At 62.5% G+C, this 17,573-nt stretch carries 16 protein-coding genes; 5 read left to right on the plus strand and 11 right to left on the minus strand.

Annotated features, from left to right (window positions below; all coding sequences use genetic code 11):
• Nucleotides 1-6: 6 nt before the first annotated feature.
• The 5 genes from FNZ07_RS30705 to FNZ07_RS30725 form a co-directional block, all read right to left on the minus strand.
• Nucleotides 7-1,242: a ribonucleotide-diphosphate reductase subunit beta gene (locus FNZ07_RS30705; RefSeq protein ID WP_091011616.1), complete on the minus strand. Its 1,236-nt coding sequence runs from the start codon at nt 1,240-1,242 to the stop codon at nt 7-9.
• Nucleotides 1,243-1,694: 452 nt separating this feature from the next.
• Entirely contained in the window at nt 1,695-4,724 is a 3,030-nt protein-coding gene (locus FNZ07_RS30710) for a ribonucleoside-diphosphate reductase subunit alpha (RefSeq protein WP_091010993.1), read from the minus strand.
• 479 nt (nt 4,725-5,203) lie between these two features.
• The gene (ampD, locus tag FNZ07_RS30715) at nt 5,204-5,800 is read right to left on the minus strand and encodes a 1,6-anhydro-N-acetylmuramyl-L-alanine amidase AmpD (RefSeq protein WP_091010992.1); all 597 of its coding nucleotides are present in this window, start codon (nt 5,798-5,800) and stop codon (nt 5,204-5,206) included.
• The gene (locus FNZ07_RS30720) at nt 5,797-6,135 is read right to left on the minus strand and encodes a PP0621 family protein (RefSeq protein ID WP_091010991.1); all 339 of its coding nucleotides are present in this window, start codon (nt 6,133-6,135) and stop codon (nt 5,797-5,799) included. Before FNZ07_RS30720 ends, ampD begins: the two co-directional genes overlap by 4 nt.
• Nucleotides 6,136-6,142: 7 nt before the next feature.
• Nucleotides 6,143-7,069, minus strand: a complete 927-nt coding sequence (locus FNZ07_RS30725) for a cytochrome C assembly family protein (protein WP_091010990.1) — start codon at nt 7,067-7,069, stop codon at nt 6,143-6,145.
• A gap of 81 nt (nt 7,070-7,150) precedes the next feature.
• On the opposite strand from FNZ07_RS30725, the gene ffh reads away from it, so the two are divergent.
• Complete coding sequence (gene ffh, locus FNZ07_RS30730) at nt 7,151-8,518, plus strand: signal recognition particle protein (RefSeq protein WP_091010989.1); 1,368 nt, start codon at nt 7,151-7,153, stop codon at nt 8,516-8,518.
• A gap of 84 nt (nt 8,519-8,602) precedes the next feature.
• Nucleotides 8,603-9,154 carry a hypoxanthine-guanine phosphoribosyltransferase gene (locus tag FNZ07_RS30735; RefSeq protein WP_091010988.1) on the plus strand — a complete coding sequence of 184 codons (552 nt, stop codon included), beginning with the start codon at nt 8,603-8,605 and terminating at the stop codon, nt 9,152-9,154.
• A gap of 85 nt (nt 9,155-9,239) precedes the next feature.
• Here FNZ07_RS30735 and FNZ07_RS30740 read toward each other — a convergent pair whose 3' ends face one another.
• Nucleotides 9,240-9,839, minus strand: a complete 600-nt coding sequence (locus FNZ07_RS30740; protein ID WP_091010987.1) for a MarC family protein — start codon at nt 9,837-9,839, stop codon at nt 9,240-9,242.
• A gap of 11 nt (nt 9,840-9,850) precedes the next feature.
• Nucleotides 9,851-11,587, minus strand: coding sequence for a proline--tRNA ligase (locus FNZ07_RS30745; RefSeq protein WP_091010986.1), 1,737 nt, complete (start codon nt 11,585-11,587; stop codon nt 9,851-9,853).
• Nucleotides 11,588-11,847: 260 nt separating this feature from the next.
• Here FNZ07_RS30745 and FNZ07_RS30750 point away from each other — a divergent pair, with 260 nt between their 5' ends.
• Nucleotides 11,848-12,504, plus strand: a complete 657-nt coding sequence (locus FNZ07_RS30750) for an RNA pyrophosphohydrolase (RefSeq protein ID WP_091010985.1) — start codon at nt 11,848-11,850, stop codon at nt 12,502-12,504.
• A gap of 81 nt (nt 12,505-12,585) precedes the next feature.
• Nucleotides 12,586-13,143 (plus strand): CNP1-like family protein, encoded by a 558-nt coding sequence (locus FNZ07_RS30755; protein ID WP_091010984.1) that lies wholly within the window; start codon nt 12,586-12,588, stop codon nt 13,141-13,143.
• A gap of 72 nt (nt 13,144-13,215) precedes the next feature.
• Here FNZ07_RS30755 and proB read toward each other — a convergent pair whose 3' ends face one another.
• From proB to rplU, 4 genes are all read right to left on the minus strand, one after another.
• On the minus strand, nt 13,216-14,334 hold the full coding sequence (gene proB, locus FNZ07_RS30760; protein ID WP_091010983.1) for a glutamate 5-kinase: 1,119 nt from the start codon (nt 14,332-14,334) through the stop codon (nt 13,216-13,218).
• 103 nt (nt 14,335-14,437) lie between these two features.
• On the minus strand, nt 14,438-15,553 hold the full coding sequence (cgtA, locus tag FNZ07_RS30765) for an Obg family GTPase CgtA (protein ID WP_091010982.1): 1,116 nt from the start codon (nt 15,551-15,553) through the stop codon (nt 14,438-14,440).
• A gap of 177 nt (nt 15,554-15,730) precedes the next feature.
• Nucleotides 15,731-15,994 (minus strand): 50S ribosomal protein L27, encoded by a 264-nt coding sequence (gene rpmA, locus FNZ07_RS30770; protein WP_091010981.1) that lies wholly within the window; start codon nt 15,992-15,994, stop codon nt 15,731-15,733.
• 24 nt (nt 15,995-16,018) lie between these two features.
• The gene (rplU, locus tag FNZ07_RS30775) at nt 16,019-16,330 is read right to left on the minus strand and encodes a 50S ribosomal protein L21 (protein ID WP_091010980.1); all 312 of its coding nucleotides are present in this window, start codon (nt 16,328-16,330) and stop codon (nt 16,019-16,021) included.
• A gap of 237 nt (nt 16,331-16,567) precedes the next feature.
• Here rplU and FNZ07_RS30780 point away from each other — a divergent pair, with 237 nt between their 5' ends.
• Nucleotides 16,568-17,560 (plus strand): polyprenyl synthetase family protein, encoded by a 993-nt coding sequence (locus FNZ07_RS30780; protein ID WP_091010979.1) that lies wholly within the window; start codon nt 16,568-16,570, stop codon nt 17,558-17,560.
• Nucleotides 17,561-17,573: the final 13 nt, after the last annotated feature.

Consider the following 17,573-nt stretch of genomic DNA (forward strand, 5'->3'; position numbering starts at 1 on the left):
TGTGGGTCATTCCCAGGACAGCGCTCCGCCAGTTTGATATTCGATCACTCGCGTCTCGAAGAAGTTGCGTTCCTTCTTCAGGTCGATCATCTCGCTCATCCACGGGAACGGGTTTTCCTCGTTCGGGTACAGCGGATCGAGACCGATCTGCTGGCAACGACGGTTGCAGATGAAGCGCAGGTAGCTCTTGAACATCGAGGCATTGAGGCCGAGCACACCGCGCGGCATCGTATCTTCAGCGTAGCGATATTCGAGTTCGACTGCCTGCTTGAAGATCTCGCGGATTTCCGCACGGAACTCAGACGTCCACAGATGCGGGTTTTCGAGTTTGATCTGGTTGATCAGGTCGATGCCGAAATTGCAGTGCATCGACTCGTCGCGCAGGATGTATTGATACTGTTCCGCGGCGCCGGTCATCTTGTTCTGGCGGCCGAGCGCGAGAATCTGTGTAAACCCGACGTAAAAGAACAGACCTTCCATCACGCAGGCGAACACGATCAGCGACTTGAGCAGCTTCTGGTCGGCTTCGAGCGTCCCGGTGGTGAAGGCGGGATCGGTCAGCGTGTGGATGAACGGAATCAGGAATTCGTCTTTCGCGCGGATCGACGAAACTTCGTGATACGCGTTGAAGATTTCGCCTTCGTCGAGGCCTAGCGATTCGACGATGTACTGGTAAGCGTGCGTGTGGATCGCTTCCTCGAACGCCTGGCGCAGCAGGAACTGGCGGCATTCGGGCGCCGTGATGTGGCGATAGGTGCCCAGCACGATGTTGTTGGCGGCGAGCGAGTCGGCCGTCACGAAGAAGCCGAGATTGCGCTTGATGAGGCGGCGCTCGTCTTCGGTCAGCCCGTTCGGGTCTTTCCACAGGGCGATGTCGCGGGACATGTTGATTTCCTGCGGCATCCAGTGATTCGCGCAACCCGACAGATACTTCTCCCACGCCCACTTGTACTTGAACGGCACGAGCTGGTTGACGTCGGTCTTGCCGTTGATGATGCGCTTGTCAGCAACATTCACGCGCGCCTCGGAGGCGGCGACCGGTGTTGCAGCGGTGGAATTCTGAGCGGCGTACGGAGCGACAGCGATGTCGTTCGCGAAGATATCTTTCGCCGAGGGAGCCTGATGAGCGGGACGCGTTACAGCTTGCGTACCGACAGCCGCTTCCGCCGAGTGGCGCAACGCATTTTGTTGCGCAACGCTCGCGGGAGTTACGGCAGTGATCTCGTCATCCCAGTTGAGCATAAATGTCACCATCAATTTAGAACGGTTTGTACCATCTTTTCACGAGCGTTAAAAGAGTTCGCTCACGAAAAATCCTGTTTTCGATTCGCGTTGCGACCTTCATACAACACTTTGTTCGTTCAACTGCATCGCGCGCTTCGCGCAACGCAGTCGAAACACATGTCGAAGAAGTGCTTCACGCGATCGATATGCATCGATCACAAGCGTGTCGATGCCTCAAAAATTTCTGCTACCGGAGCGTCTGCATCGCAGCGGATGCTTCGGGTAATTACCTGTTCGTCAGTGCGATCGAGACGAAGTTCAAGGTGATGCGATTCTCTTCGGCACACATCGCGGGATCGTCTTGCGCTCGCACTGCGCGTTGTTCTTCGGATGCTTCTGTCCGACTGCTGCGCCGGCGATCCCCCACTACTCCAGGTTCCCGCCGGCGATGCTCTCTATATAGATAGAAGTTACTGGCAGGCTTCGCACTCGTCGAAGCCCGGGTCGCCCGGACGCATCATGCACACCGGACCGTCTGCTTCCGGTGCCGCTGCGATCGCTGCCGCCGCTACCGGCGCCGCCGCGTTCAGACCACCCGACGAAGTCACACCGCCGCTGACGCCGAAGCCGCCCGCATTGCCGATGCCGCCGCCTGCCGAGCCACTGCCTGAGGCGCCACCCGACGAACCGCCCTCACCCGACGACACTGCATTCAACGCGCCGTGCGCAACCGTCGACTTCTCGACGTGCGTCGCCGCCATCGTGCGCAGGTAGTAGGTTGTCTTCAGACCGCGCAGCCACGCGAGCTTGTAGACCTCGTCGAGCTTCTTGCCCGACACGCCGCCCATGTAGATGTTCAGCGACTGCGCCTGGTCGATCCACTTCTGCCGGCGCGACGCCGCTTCCACAAGCCACGTCGGGTCGACTTCGAACGCGGTGGCGTAGATGGCGCGCAGGTCGGCCGGAATCCGGTCGATGCGCGACAGCGTGCCGTCGAAGTACTTCAGGTCGGCGACCATCACCTCGTCCCACAGGCCGCGTGCCTTCAGGTCGCGCACCAGGTAGTCGTTCACCACCGTGAATTCGCCCGACAGGTTCGACTTCACGTAGAGGTTCTGGAAGGTCGGTTCGATGCAGGCCGACACGCCGATGATGTTCGAGATCGTCGCCGTCGGCGCGATCGCGACGCAGTTCGAGTTGCGCATTCCGTACGTTGCAATGCGGGAACGCAGCTCGGTCCAGTCCATCGATTCGCTCGAGTCGACCTCGACATAGCCGCCGCGTGCGTCGGCGAGCAGCTTCAGCGTGTCCTGCGGGAGGATGCCGCGATCCCACAGCGAGCCGCGGTAGCTCGAGTAGCGGCCGCGTTCCTGCGCCAGCTCGGTCGATGCGTAGTACGCGTAGTAGCAGACCGCTTCCATCGACGTATCGGCGAACGCCACCGCTTCCTGCGACGCATATGGCGTGCGCAGCATGTGCAGGCAGTCCTGGAAGCCCATGATGCCCATGCCGACCGGGCGGTGCTTCAGGTTCGAATTGCGAGCCTTGGCGACCGCGTAGTAGTTGATGTCGATCACGTTGTCGAGCATCCGCATCGCCACGCTGACGGTGCGCTTCAGCTTGTCGTGGTCGAGCACGTAGCTGCCGTCGGCCTGCTTCGCGAGGTGGGCGACGAGGTTGACCGAGCCGAGGTTGCAGACGGCGATTTCGGTGTCGCTGGTGTTCAGCGTGATTTCCGTGCACAGGTTCGACGAGTGCACGACACCGACGTGCTGCTGCGGGCTGCGGATGTTGCACGGATCCTTGAACGTGATCCACGGATGACCGGTCTCGAACAGCATGCCGAGCATCTTGCGCCACAGCTGGGCGGCCGGGATCTTCTTGAACAGCTTCAGCTCACCGCGTGCCGCCTTGTCTTCGTACGCGGTGTAGGCGGTTTCGAACTCGGCGCCGAACTTGTCGTGCAGGTCCGGGCAGGTGGACGGCGAGAACAGCGTCCAGTCGCCGCCTTCCATGACGCGCTTCATGAACAGGTCGGGAATCCAGTTCGCCGTGTTCATGTCGTGGGTACGGCGGCGGTCGTCGCCGGTGTTCTTGCGCAGTTCGAGGAATTCTTCGATGTCGAGGTGCCACGATTCCAGGTACGCGCAGACCGCGCCCTTGCGCTTGCCGCCCTGGTTCACGGCGACCGCGGTGTCGTTGACCACCTTCAGGAACGGCACGACGCCCTGCGACTTGCCGTTCGTGCCTTTGATATGCGAGCCGAGCGCACGCACGCGGGTCCAGTCGTTGCCGAGACCGCCGGCGAACTTCGACAGCAGTGCGTTCTCTTTCAGCGCCTCGTAAATGCCGTCGAGGTCGTCGTCGACCGTCGTCAGGTAGCACGACGACAGCTGCGAGCGACGCGTGCCCGAATTGAACAGCGTCGGCGTCGAGCTCATGAAGTCGAAGCTCGACAGCACGTTGTAGAACTCGATTGCGCGCGCTTCACGATCGACTTCGTTCAGCGCGAGCCCCATCGCCACACGCATAAAGAATGCCTGCGGCATTTCGATGCGCACGCCGTCGCTATGCAGGAAGTAGCGGTCGTACAGCGTCTGCAAGCCGAGGTAGCCGAACTGCAGGTCGCGGTCGGCGTCGAGCGCGGCGCCGAGGCGCTTCATGTCGTACTGCAGCAGCTTGTCGTCGAGCAGTTCTGCCTGCACACCACGCTTGATGAACTGCGGGAAGTATTCGACGTAGCGTTCGTCCATCTCGGCCTGCGTCACTTCCCCGCCGAGAATCTCGCGGCGGATCGTATGCAGCAGGATGCGGGCGGTGACCTGGCTGTACGCCGGGTCCTTCTCGATCATCGTGCGCGCCGCGAGAATCGCCGAGTCGTAGACCTGGCTCATCGGTACGCCGTCATACAGGTTCTTCACCGTTTCCGTGACGATCGGCGTGGCGCTGACCGCGTCCCCGAGGTTCGCGCAGGCGGATTCGATCAGCGAGTGCAGCGCCTGCAGATCCAGCGGACGCGTGATGCCGTTGTCGACCACGTTCAGTCCGGGTGCGGCTGCGTCGGTAGCTTCGTGCGCGACGCCGCGCTCCTGGTTGCGCTTCTCGCGATACAGCACGTAGGCGCGCGCGACGTTGTGCTCGCCGCCGCGCATCAGCGCGAGTTCGACCTGGTCCTGGATGTCTTCGATATGGAACGTTCCGCCGTTCGGGCGGCTGCGCAGCAGCGCGCGCACGACGCTCTGCGTGAGCTGCTCCACCAGTTCGCGCACGCGTGCCGACGCTGCGCCCTGACCGCCGTTGACGGCCAGAAACGCCTTCGTCACCGCAATCGCGATCTTCGACGGTTCGAACGACACCACGCTACCGTTGCGACGGATCACCTTGTAGTCGGCGAAGGTGGCCTGCGGTGCGAGGCCCTGTGCGCTATGTGCCTGCCCGGCGAGGGGATGGCCAGCGGATGCGCCCTCGGACCGGGTCGTCACGTTGTCGGTCGTTTGCATGTGCAAAGCTCCTGATTCTGGAATGTGCGGAGAAACCGCGGATTAAAACGAACGCTGCGCCGCCGCGAGCGCAAACGAAAGGGAGGAAGAAAAAGAACAGCGAGGCCAGGTGGCCGGATGCGACAAAGCTGAAAAGACCTGGGTCTGCATCATGTATGTCGCGATCACTTGCTGCCCCCCTTCTTCGATTTAGCTGACGCCGCCAGTCCCTCAACCAGCCGCGCCGCACGAATATTTTTCACTGCCGGGCATGCTCACAGCGCCGTGCTCGCAGAGCGAAGCGCCGCTTACCTACAACCCATGAACACACAACATATAGTGGAAAACTGAACGTCTGGCACCAAGTATAGTGAACTTTCCAACCATCTCAAATTATTTTATTTGGCCCTACGCGCTTGACTTTTGATGACCCGCGCAACGACGGGGCGACGCGGAAAGCAAGCACCCATCGCGCTTTGCCGCGTGTCGAACGATGCGTGTCAGGAAGCGAGGGGACGATGCAGATAGGGGAAATACCGATCGGCGAGCGCGGTGTCGCGCTGCAGTCGTGGCCACTCGAAATGCGGACCTGGATCGGTCTTGCGGCCAGGCGCAATATCCGCGTGACCGGCGAGCGCGCCGATCGGATAACGCGCGACCAGTGCCTTCACGAGCGCGGTGAGCGTCTCGTATTGCGGCGCTTCGAACGCGGCAGTGTCGCTGCCTTCCAGTTCGATGCCGATTGAGAAATCGTTGCAGCGTTCGCGGCCGAAAAAACTCGACGAGCCGGCATGCCACGCGCGCTCGTCGCACGATACGTACTGCTCGAGCGCTCCGTCGCGATGGATCACGAAATGCGCGGACACGCGCGTGTCGCGCAGATGCATGTCGTAGTACGGATGCGCATCGCAGTCGAGCTGGTTCAGGAAGAGATCGGTGATCGCGCTGCCGCCGAACTCGCCGGGCGGCAGGCTGATGTTGTGCACGACGATCAGCGTCGGCACTGCGCCGGCGGGTCGCGCCTCGTAGTTCGGCGACGGCAATTGTCGTGCGCCGGATACCCAGCCGTCAGCCGCGACGGCGTAACGAACGGTCATCGCGCTTCGCGGCCTGTCGGTCGCGCGGCATGACGGTGCGCGTGCTCGGCGCAGCAGAACGCCTGCCCCGCAACGACCACCGAGTCGCTCTTCGGCGCATGCACGCCGCACTCGACGCAACGGATCATCGGCTCGGCGAGTTGCGGGGCTGCGCGGGTGGCGCCGGCTCCGGCCGAGTTTGCACCCGTGGTGCGCGCGTTACCGGCGTCGCCTGTCGCGCCTGTAGGACCGGTTGCGCCACCGGTGCGCTGGGTACGCGCGTCGGCACGGCGCACCGCTTTCACCAGCCATTGGCCGACGATGAACAGCAAGATCAGTAGAAAGATTTGTCGCATGGAAAACTCAGACCACAGGGCGGTGCAACAGCACCTCGAAAACGAAACGGCTGCCGACATACGCGAGCAGCAGCGCCACGAACGACGCCAGCACCCATCTTAACGCTGCGCGGCCGCGCCAGCCGGACACCTTGCGGGCGGTCAGCAGCGCGCCGAACATCAGCCAGGAAAGAATCGCGAACACGGTTTTGTGATCGAGCCGCAGCGCGCGGTCGACCAGTTGTTCGCTGAACAGGATGCCGGACACCAGCGTGAGCGTCAGCAGGACGAAACCGGCTGCGATCAGACGGAACAGCAGCTTTTCGAGCGTCAGCAGCGGCGGCAGCGAATCAAGCCAGCTCGACAGCCAGTCGTTGTCCGACGCCGCGCCCGGCCGAGATGCCGAGCCGCTGCCGCGCATCGCGTGCAGACGACGCTCGACGAGCAGCATCAGCACCGCGTGCAGCGCCGCGATCGCGAACAGACCATAGGCGATATTGGCAATCAGAAAGTGCAGCTTGAAAAGCGGCGCCGCCGAATACGACAGCACACGCACGCCGCCAAAGCCGAGCGGCAGCAACGACGCCACGCAGGCGAGCGGCAAAACGAGCAGCCGCAGACCGTCCAACGGGAAAAACAGGCTTTCGATCCAGTAGATGCCGACGCCAAGCCAGAACATCGCGGACAGCGCGAATGCGAAACCGAACACCATCGCGTTCTGCGGGAAGATGGTGGTGTGCAGTAGTGCGCCGTGCGCGAGCAGCGCGACGACCAGCAGCGCGCGGCCCGACGTGCTCATGCCCACCGCGGCGGCAACGCCGGCGCGCGGGCCGGCCGGCAGCGGCGGAACGCTCTCGAGCAGCGGCTGCGCAGCGGTCTGCCGGTGCGCGCGCCAGCCCGCGACGGCAAGACCGCCGTACAGGAGCGCAGTGAGGGCATACAGTACAATATCCATGTTCGAAGTTTACACTAGGGCCTCGGTCCGCGACGGCTTCGTCGTCGCGCGCTGTTCTGGCCGCACTGCTCATCGCTCCCCATGCTCGACAATCTGACTCAACGGATGGCGCGCGTCGTCAAGACGCTGCGCGGCGAGGCCCGGCTTACCGAGGCCAATACCCAGGAAATGCTGCGCGAAGTCCGCCTCGCGCTGCTCGAAGCCGACGTCGCGCTGCCGGTCGTGCGCGACTTCATCGCCAAGGTGAAGGAAAAGGCGCTCGGCGAAGAGGTGATCTCCAGCCTGTCGCCGGGGCAGGCGCTCGTCGGCGTCGTCCAGCGCGAACTGACCGCCTTGATCGGCGGCGACTATGAAGGCAAGGCCGTCGAGCTGAACCTCGCGGTGACGCCGCCCGCGATCATCCTGATGGCCGGTCTGCAGGGCGCGGGCAAGACGACCACGGTCGGCAAGCTCGCGAAGCTGCTGCGCGAAAAGTCGAAGAAGAAGGTTCTGACCGTCTCGTGCGACGTCTACCGCCCTGCCGCGATCGCGCAGTTGAAGACAGTGACCGAACAGGTCGGCGCTGACTTCTTCCCGTCGGAACCGGACCAGAAACCGATCGACATCGCACGCGCCGCCGTCGACTGGGCAAAGCGCCACTATCACGACGTGCTGATCGTCGATACGGCCGGTCGCCTCGGTATCGACGAAGCGATGATGCAGGAAATCACGGCGCTGCACACCGAACTGAAGCCGGCAGAAACGCTGTTCGTGGTCGACGCGATGCTCGGTCAGGATGCCGTCAATACGGCGAAGGCGTTCAACGATGCGCTGCCGCTCACCGGCGTCGTGCTGACCAAGCTCGACGGCGATTCGCGCGGCGGTGCGGCGCTGTCCGTGCGCCACGTGACGGGCAAGCCGATCAAGTTCGTCGGTGTCGCTGAAAAGCTCGACGGCCTCGAAGTCTTCTATCCGGACCGGATGGCGAACCGGATTCTCGGCATGGGCGACATCCTCGCGCTCGTCGAGGAAGCGCAGCGCGGCGTCGATGTCCAGGCCGCGCAGAAGCTCGCCGACAAGGTCAAGAAAGGCGGCGACTTCGACCTGAACGACTTCCGCGCGCAGCTCTCGCAGATGAAGAACATGGGCGGCCTGTCGTCGCTGATGGACAAGCTGCCCGCACAGTTTCAGCAGGCTGCCGCAGGAGCCAATATGGGCCAGGCGGAAAAGCAGATGAGCCGCATGGAAGGCATCATCAACTCGATGACACCGCTCGAACGCGCGAAGCCCGACCTGATCAAGGCGACCCGCAAGCGCCGCATCGCGGCGGGTGCGGGCGTTCAGGTGCAGGAAGTCAACCGGATGCTGAACCAGTACGACCAGATGCGCACGATGATGAAGAAGCTGAAGGGCGGCAATCTGCAGAAGATGATGCGCGGCATGAAGGGTATGCTGCCGGGTATGCGCTGATCGTCAAGGAACGCGGGTTTATGCTGTAGCGTGCCCGGTCCGTTTTTCTCACACTATGTATACAGTTACCGCCCGCCAGACGTCATGAATCGAGAAGAAGCTCTCCACATTTTCCGCCACTCCGAAGAAATCGTATCGGCCGGCGACGTCAACGCGTCGATCAGCGGGATGGCCGCAGCGATCCGGGCCGAGATCAGCGAGGAATTCCCGCTGGTGCTGTCGGTGATGGGCGGTGCGGCGGTGTTCACCGGCATGCTGCTGCCGCACCTCGATTTCCCGCTCGAATTCGACTACATCCACCTGACCCGTTATCGCAACACGACCAAAGGCGGCGCCGACATGCAGTGGCGCGTTGCGCCGGCCGAGTCGGTGAAGGATCGCGTCGTGCTGGTACTCGACGATATCCTCGACGAAGGCGAGACGATGGCTGCGATCCGCGACCGCATCCTCGATATGGGCGCGAAGCGCTTTCTGAGCGCCGTGTTGTGCGAGAAGACGCTGACGAAGACAAAACCGTTGCATCCGGACTTTTGCGGTTTCGAAGTACCGGACCGTTATGTGTTCGGTTGCGGGATGGATGCGAAGGGTTACTGGCGCAATCTGCCGACTATCCGGGCATTGACGGAAGGCGCGTAGGCTTCGGCGCCTCGTCTCCGGTGAATGAAAAAGCGGCCCGTGGGCCGCTTTTTTCTTTACTGCACCTGCTGGCGCACATCGGCGTTCAAAGCTGATGCACGAAACTCCTGATACCGCCCAGGATCATCTCGACGGAAATCGCTACCAGCACGAGCCCCATCAGACGCTCGAATGCGGTCACCGTGCGCTCGCCGAGCCAGATCTGGATGCGCTCCGCCAGCACCAGCACGATCGCGCAGACAACCATCGTCACGGTCAACGCACCGACCCATTCGAACATCTTGCCGGGCGCCTGCGACGTCAGCAGCATCACGGTTGCGAGCGCCGACGGCCCGGCAAGCGCAGGGATCGCGAGCGGCACGATGAACGGCTCGCCGCCGCGCTTGTCGCTGCCGAACGCACCGTCCGGATGCGGGAAGATCATGCGCAACGCGATCAGGAACAGCACGATGCCGCCGCCGATGCGTAACGATTGATCGGTGAGGCTCATCATCCGCAGGAAGCGGTCGCCGACCAGCATGAACAGCAGCAGGATCGCAAACGCGATCGCCACTTCGCGCAGGATCACGACGACGCGCCGGTGAGGCGCGACGCCGCGCAGGCAGTTGATGAAAAGCGGGATGTTGCCGAGCGGATCGGTGATCAGCACCAGCAGGACTGTCGCGGACAGGAAGTTATATTCCATGTCCGCTCCGGTCAGCGTGCGAGCGCTGCACGAATCTTCTCGACCACGGTCTGCGCCGCGCTCTCGACCGGCAGCAGCGTCGCTTCGGTGTCGCGGCGCCCCTGATATTCGATCTTGCCTTCCTTCAGTCCGCGCTCGCCGATCACGAGACGATGCGGGACGCCGATCAGTTCCCAGTCGGCGAACATGACGCCCGGACGCTCGCCGCGATCGTCGAGAATCACGTCGATACCGGCTTCGACGAGCGCCGCATACAGCGTGTCCGTGTGTTCGCGCACTGCGTCGCTGCGGTCATAGCCCATCGGGCACAGCACGATCTCGAACGGCGCAATCGACTCCGGCCAGATGATGCCCTTCTCGTCGAAGTTCTGTTCGATCGCCGCGCCGAGAATCCGCGTCACGCCGATGCCGTAGCAGCCCATCACCATCGGTTGCGGCTTGCCGGATTCGTCGAGAAAGGTCGCGTTCATCGCCTCTGAATACTTGCTGCCGAGCTGGAATACATGGCCGACCTCGATGCCGCGGCAGATGTCGAGCACGCCCTTGCCGTCCGGCGACGGGTCGCCCTTCTTCACGTTGCGGATATCGGCAACGACCGGCTCCGGCAGATCGCGGCCCCAGTTCACGCCGGCAATGTGGAAGTCGACCTCGTTCGCACCGACGACGAAGTCGCTCATGTTCGCAACCGTGCTGTCCGCGACGACTTTGACCGGCTTCTTCGTGCCGATCGGACCGAGATAGCCGGGCGGCGTACCGAAAGTCGCGACGATTTCTTCTTCGGTCGCGAAGCGGAAGTCGGCCAGACCGGGCAACTTGCTCGCCTTGATCTCGTTCAGGTCGTGATCGCCGCGCAGCATCAGCAGCCAGATGGTCGGCTCGGCACCTTCTTGTTCGGTTGCGAGCACGATCGACTTGATCGTGCGTTCGAGCGGGATGTTCAGCAGTTCGGCTACCGCTTCGCACTTCGCCTTGCCCGGCGTCGCGGTTTTCTGCATCGGCTCGGTGGGTGCGGCGCGCGTGGCGATTAGCGAGAGCGCTTCAGCTGCCTCGACGTTGGCCGCAAACTCCGAGGTCGGGCAATACGCGATTGCGTCTTCACCGGTGTCGGCGATCACGTGGAACTCATGCGAGCCGCTACCGCCGATCGAACCGTTGTCGGCCGCCACCGCACGGAACTCAAGGCCGAGCCGCGTGAAAATCCGCACGTACGCGTCGTACATCTTGCGATACGTCTCGCGCAGACCGTCCATGTCCTTATCGAACGAGTACGCGTCCTTCATGATGAATTCGCGACCGCGCATCACGCCGAAACGCGGACGGATCTCGTCGCGAAACTTCGCCTGGATCTGATAGAAGTTCACCGGCATCTGCCGGTAGCTCTTGATCTGGTTGCGCGCGATGTCGGTGACGACTTCCTCGTGCGTCGGCCCGAGCACGAAGTCGCCTTGCCGGCGATCCTTGAAGCGCAGCAGCTCCGGACCGTACTTTTCCCAGCGGCCCGATTCCTGCCAGAGTTCGGCCGGTTGAACGACCGGCATCAGCAGTTCGATCGCGCCGGCCCGATTCATCTCTTCGCGCACGATCGCTTCCACCTTGCGGATCGAACGCAGACCGACCGGCAGATAGTTATAGATGCCGCCAGCAATCCGGCGAATCATGCCGGCACGAACCATGAGCTTGTGACTGACGATTTCGGCGTCGGCGGGAGCTTCCTTCAGGGTGCCGATAAAGAAACGGGAGGCTTTCATTCAGAGTTTTTTCCAAAAGCGGCGGCCCGGACAGGCTGCCCAAAAGATGAAACGGTGGAAATCGCGAACCCTGCACGCATCCAGTACTAACCCGGCGAAGCAGGATGGATGCGCTTCTGGCGCCCTACCTGTGGGCGCCACGATCACGCCCCCTTTACTGCCGGCTGACGGAGAATCGACCCATTCTGGGTCGATTCGGTGCGTAGGGTCCGTTATCTGTTTATAATCAAAGCAATTTTAAAGGATTCGAAGGTGGTTGTATGCTGGATCGTGAAGGCTTTCGCCCGAACGTCGGCATCATCCTCTTGAACGCGCACAACGAGGTGTTTTGGGGCAAACGGCTCCGTGAACATTCCTGGCAGTTTCCGCAAGGGGGCATCAAGTACGGCGAGACCCCCGTGCAAGCGATGTATCGGGAGTTACACGAAGAAACCGGGCTGCTGCCGGAGCATGTCAAGGTTATCGGTCGCACGCGCGACTGGTTGCGCTATGAGGTGCCGGACAAGTTCATCAAGCGTGAAGTCCGCGGGCATTATCGCGGGCAGAAGCAGATCTGGTTCCTGCTTCGGATGGTGGGGCGCGACTGCGATATTTGCCTGCGCGCCTGCGATCATCCGGAGTTCGATGCCTGGCGCTGGAACGAGTACTGGGTGCCGCTCGACTGTGTGATCGAGTTCAAGCGGGATGTGTACCAGATGGCGTTGACGGAGTTGTCCCGTTTTCTGCGCCGCGCAGTGCCGCGAGCAGAGAAACCGGGCATGCATCATGGGCCGCGCTATCCCCGGATAGCGACGTCGGCGGACGGAACCGTCATGACCTCGACTGTCGTGGTCGAGGCGACGCTCCGAACGACGATCGAGTCCGACTGCGGCTCTGTTGAAAGCGTCATCGGCCACGTGCCGGGGCTGCGCGATTAAAAACCTGTGCGGCCGCTTACGCATGCCGCCTCTTGCCGGTGCGGCACGCGTGCTGCCGCGCCGGTGTTTCGAGGAATCATATTGAAAGTACTTGCTCTCGTCGTGGCGTGCGCCGCCACCGGCGCCTTGCTGGCTGGCTGTTCGAATTGGGGCCAACCGCCCGCCCAAGGTCAAACCGCGTTCCAGTACCTGCTGGACGAGCCTTCCAACTGGAAGGAAAACAAGGTCGATACGCTGCCGCCGTTGCCGGACCCGGCCAATCTGCTGGAGTTCGTTGTATCGGGTAATACGCCGCTGCATTTCTCGCTGGATGCGAAGTCGATCTCCGTCGGCTCCGACGGCGTCGTGCGTTACACGGTGGTAGTCACGAGTCCCGCCGGCGCGCGCAACGTGAACTACGAAGGCATCCGCTGCGATACCTACGAATGGCGCCTGTATGCCGGCCTCGATGCGGATCACAACGGTTGGGACCGGACCGTCGCGAACGACTGGACACGGATCGAGAACGGCGACCTGAACGCGTATCGCGCGTCGCTCTATCAGGATTACTTCTGCGCGAACAAGCTGCCGACCGGCAACGCCGCGAAGATCGTCGATAACGTCAAATACCACCGCACCGCGACTTCGCAACTCCGCTGACGCGAACCACATGCTGAACGCTGGATCAAGGGGCGGCGCCGGACTACCGGCGCCGCCCCTGTGTTTTTCCGGCTAGACGAGCACCAGGTTGTCCCGGTGAATCAGTTCCGGCTCCAGCATGTAGCCGAGTACCGATTCGATCTCTCCGCTCGGTCTGCGCTGAATCAGCTTCGCTTCGGCGCTGCTGTAGTTCGTGAGTCCACGCGCGACCTCGCGTCCAGCCGCGCTCAGACACGCAATCACCTCGCCGCGCGCGAACACGCCCTGCACACCCACCACCCCGATCGGCAGCAGGCTCTTGCCGCCGGCCGTCAGTTTCTCCACCGCGCCGTCGTCGATCACCACGTGCCCGCGCACCTGCAGGTGATCGGCCATCCATTGCTTGCGCGCAGCGATGCGCGCGGTTCGCGCGATCAGTTGCGTCCCGATCGCTTCACCCGATGCAAGCCGCACCAGCACATCCGACTCCCGGCCGCTGGCGATCACTGTATTTGCGCCGCTATGCGCGGCGCGCTTCGCTGCGAGAATCTTGGTCAGCATGCCGCCCCGGCCGAGGCTAGAACCCGCGCCGCCGGCCATCGCTTCGAGTTCGGGCGCACCGGCATCGGCCTGTTCGACGAATTTCGCAGCAGGGTCCTTGCGGGGGTCGGCGGTATACAGGCCGCGCTGGTCGGTGAGAATGATCAGCGCGTCGCCTTCGATCAGGTTCGCCACCAGCGCACCGAGCGTGTCGTTGTCGCCGAACTTGATTTCGTCGGTGATCACCGTGTCGTTTTCATTGATGATCGGCACGACGCCGAGACGCAGCAGCGTAAGCAGCGTGGAGCGCGCGTTGAGATAGCGCTCGCGGTCCGCGAGATCAGCGTGGGTGAGCAGGATCTGCGCGGTCCGGATTGAATGCTCGGCGAAGCGGCTTTCGTAGACCTGCGCGAGCCCCATCTGGCCGACCGCCGCCGCGGCCTGCAATTCATCGATCTCGCGTGGCCGTTTCGTCCAGCCGAGCCGCTGCATCCCTTCGGCAATCGCACCCGAGCTGACCAGCACGACTTCCTTGCCCTGCGCACGCAACGCGGCAATTTGCGCCGCCCAGCGGCCGATAGCCGCATGATCGAGCCCGCGCCCGTCGTTCGTGACGAGGCTGGACCCGACTTTCACTACCAATCGCCGGGAATCTGCGATGACGGAACGCATGATGCGCGGTCTCCCAAGATGACGCGTGATACCGCGGGCAGCCACGACAGCGCCCGCGCGCTCGACCTTTTTTGCTACCGGCTTATTACCGGTTCGCTGCCGGTTATTCCTGCGGCGGAACCGGGGTGCCAGCCGCCTTCCCTTCCGGCCCTTCGCGGAAGCGAACATCCGCGGCGAGGTCTTCGGCTTCGGCAGCACGCTGCGCGTCCGAATGCGCAGCGATGTGGTCATACACCGCGTAGCAGAGACTCTCGCAGCCCTGGCCGGTCAGTGCGGAAATCTCGAACACGGGGCCTTTCCAGCCAAAACCTTTGAGGAAAGCCGCGACACGTGTCTTGCGTTCATCTTCCGGAATCATGTCGAGCTTGTTCAATACGAGCCAGCGTGCCTTTTCGTGGAGCTGCTCGTCGTACTTGCGCAGCTCGTTGACGATCGCTTTGGCTTCGACGACGGGATCCACCGCCTCGTCGAACGGCGCGAGATCGACGATATGCAGCAACAAGCCCGTGCGCTGCAGATGGCGCAGGAACTGGTGACCAAGACCAGCCCCTTCGGCCGCGCCTTCGATCAGCCCGGGAATATCGGCGATCACGAAACTGCGGCTCGGCCCCACGCGCACGACACCGAGGTTAGGCGCGAGCGTAGTGAACGGGTAATCGGCGATCTTCGGCCGGGCATTCGATACCGACGAAATAAACGTCGACTTCCCTGCGTTCGGCATGCCGAGCAGACCGACATCGGCGAGCACTTTCAGCTCGAGGCGGATCATCCGGCGCTCGCCGGGTTTGCCTTCGGTTTTTTGCCGCGGCGCACGGTTCGTGCTCGACTTGAAATGCAGGTTGCCGAGGCCGCCTGCACCGCCAGTCGCCACCTGGATGGTCTGGTTATGCTCGGTCAGGTCGGCGATCAGTTCGCCGGTGTCCATGTCGGTGATGATCGTACCGACTGGCATGCGCAGCGTGATATCGTCGCCGCCCTTGCCGTAGCAATCCGCACCGCGGCCGTTTTCGCCGCTGCGCGCCTGATGCTTTTTCGCGTAACGGTAGTCGATCAGCGTGTTGATATTGCGATCCGCCACCGCGTAGACGCTGCCGCCGCGCCCGCCGTCGCCGCCGTCCGGGCCGCCGAACGGGACGAACTTCTCGCGGCGCATCGACGCACTGCCATCCCCTCCGTCGCCGGCGATGACTTCAATTCTCGCTTCGTCAATGAACTTCATGAGTTGCTCCGTCCCGTGTTTACAGCTATTTTGCCGCGCTCGACGCGCGTTGAACATTCGGCCGAATGGCCGGCCGGTGGGAAATCGCTTCGATCCGCAAAATCCTCCGGCAATAAAAAAGGCCCCGCCAACTTCGCGGGGCCTTGTTCCGGTCCTGAAGCCCGTGCCTGATTAAGCTTAGGCTGCTACCGGGACGACGTTGACCAGATGCTTCTTGTCGGCGCCTTTCGTCGTGAACTTGACGTGGCCGTCCGTCAGCGCGAACAAGGTGTGATCCTTGCCAATGCCGACGTTGTCGCCAGGGTGCATACGCGTGCCGCGTTGACGCACGATGATGCCGCCGGCGTTGATTGCCTGACCGCCGTACACTTTCACGCCAAGTCGTTTCGACTCGGAGTCGCGGCCGTTCCGGGACGATCCGCCTGCCTTTTTGTGTGCCATTTGATAGCTCCTTGACCGGTGCGCTTACGCGGTAATAGCGTCGATGCGCAGTTCGGTATAGTTCTGGCGGTGGCCGCCGTGCTTCTGGTAGTGCTTCCGGCGACGCATCTTGAAGATGGTCACTTTGGCATGCCGACCGTGTGACACAACGGTAGCCTTGACGGAAGCCCCACTGACCAGCGGCGTACCGAATTGAATCGATTCGCCTTCGCCAACTGCAAGAACCTGGTCGAGCGTGATTTCAGCGTCAATGTCTGCCGGTATCTGTTCTACTTTCAATTTTTCGCCGACAGCAACCTTATACTGCTTGCCGCCGGTTTTTATGACCGCGTACATTGAGAACCTCACTCTGTATTCATTTTCCCCACGCACCACGCGCGGAAACCCGTGATTATACATAGAGTTAGCTGCGCGGTCAAAACTCTCTGACAGTCCCGGATGTCCGCCCCCAGCGGCCATCCGGCACCGGTGCGCAGCCGGCCGGGCCGCGCCCGACACGCTACGGCCCGGAACAAGCGCGATTCGCCTTATAATTCGCGGCACTACCCTGCGGCACCACCCCTTTTTTGCCCTATGTCGTCGACTGCCACCCCCGCCCCCAACGCCGCCACCCTGCTCGCTCCGATCGCCGATGACATGGAACAGGTGAATCGTGTCATCCGGCAGCGCCTGGCGTCGGAGGTGATGCTGATCAACCAGATCTCCGAATACATCATCAGTGCCGGCGGCAAACGGCTGCGTCCCGCGCTGCTGCTGCTGGTCGCGGGCGCGCTGGGCGAAACGACCGGACACCGGCACGAGCTGGCGGCGGTCGTCGAGTTCATCCATACGGCCACCCTGCTGCACGACGATGTCGTCGACGAATCCGATCTGCGGCGCGGCCGCCAGACCGCCAACGCGCTGTTCGGCAACGCGGCGAGCGTGCTGGTCGGCGACTTCCTGTACTCGCGCTCGTTCCAGATGATGGTTGGCGTGGGCAAGATGCGCGTCATGGAGATCCTGTCCGAAGCGACGAACATCATTTCCGAAGGCGAAGTCCTGCAACTGCTGAACATGCACGACGCCGACGTGGACGAAGCGCGCTACATGCAGGTGATCCGCTACAAGACCGCGAAACTCTTCGAAGCCGCCGCACAACTCGGCGCCGTTCTGGCAGGCGCCGACACCGCGACCGAAAAAGCCGCGGCCGAATTCGGCCGGCGCATCGGCACGGCGTTCCAGATCATGGACGACTGGCTCGATTACACGGGCACGCCGGAATCGATGGGCAAGAACGCCGGCGACGATCTGCGCGAAGGCAAACCCACGTTGCCGCTGATCTGGCTCATCGAACACGGCACACCGGCCGAGGCGACGCTCGCGCGCGAAGCAATCGAACAGGGCGGCACGGACCGCTTCGACGAGATTTTCACGGCCATCACGCGCTCTGGTGCACTCGATCACACGCTTGAGTGCGCGAAGCAGGAAGCCCAGGTCGCGGCGGCGGCAATTTCTTCGTTCCCAGATTCCATTTACAAAGAAAGCCTGCTAGAATTATGCTCTTACTCGACGGCAAGACAGTCCTGAACTGGACTGAAAC

Origin of the sequence: Paraburkholderia megapolitana, assembly GCF_007556815.1 — a bacterium.
GTDB classification, from domain to species: Bacteria; Pseudomonadota; Gammaproteobacteria; order Burkholderiales; family Burkholderiaceae; genus Paraburkholderia; species Paraburkholderia megapolitana.

Coding starts and splice junctions, on each gene's coding strand:
- FNZ07_RS30705 (WP_091011616.1), bottom strand. CDS start 1,242: ATGCTCAACTGGGATGACGAGATCACTGCCGTAACTCCCGCGAGCGTT.
- FNZ07_RS30710 (WP_091010993.1), bottom strand. CDS start 4,724: ATGCAAACGACCGACAACGTGACGACCCGGTCCGAGGGCGCATCCGCT.
- ampD (WP_091010992.1), bottom strand. CDS start 5,800: ATGACCGTTCGTTACGCCGTCGCGGCTGACGGCTGGGTATCCGGCGCA.
- FNZ07_RS30720 (WP_091010991.1), bottom strand. CDS start 6,135: ATGCGACAAATCTTTCTACTGATCTTGCTGTTCATCGTCGGCCAATGG.
- FNZ07_RS30725 (WP_091010990.1), bottom strand. CDS start 7,069: ATGGATATTGTACTGTATGCCCTCACTGCGCTCCTGTACGGCGGTCTT.
- ffh (WP_091010989.1), top strand. CDS start 7,151: ATGCTCGACAATCTGACTCAACGGATGGCGCGCGTCGTCAAGACGCTG.
- FNZ07_RS30735 (WP_091010988.1), top strand. CDS start 8,603: ATGAATCGAGAAGAAGCTCTCCACATTTTCCGCCACTCCGAAGAAATC.
- FNZ07_RS30740 (WP_091010987.1), bottom strand. CDS start 9,839: ATGGAATATAACTTCCTGTCCGCGACAGTCCTGCTGGTGCTGATCACC.
- FNZ07_RS30745 (WP_091010986.1), bottom strand. CDS start 11,587: ATGAAAGCCTCCCGTTTCTTTATCGGCACCCTGAAGGAAGCTCCCGCC.
- FNZ07_RS30750 (WP_091010985.1), top strand. CDS start 11,848: ATGCTGGATCGTGAAGGCTTTCGCCCGAACGTCGGCATCATCCTCTTG.
- proB (WP_091010983.1), bottom strand. CDS start 14,334: ATGCGTTCCGTCATCGCAGATTCCCGGCGATTGGTAGTGAAAGTCGGG.
- cgtA (WP_091010982.1), bottom strand. CDS start 15,553: ATGAAGTTCATTGACGAAGCGAGAATTGAAGTCATCGCCGGCGACGGA.
- rpmA (WP_091010981.1), bottom strand. CDS start 15,994: ATGGCACACAAAAAGGCAGGCGGATCGTCCCGGAACGGCCGCGACTCC.
- rplU (WP_091010980.1), bottom strand. CDS start 16,330: ATGTACGCGGTCATAAAAACCGGCGGCAAGCAGTATAAGGTTGCTGTC.
- FNZ07_RS30780 (WP_091010979.1), top strand. CDS start 16,568: ATGTCGTCGACTGCCACCCCCGCCCCCAACGCCGCCACCCTGCTCGCT.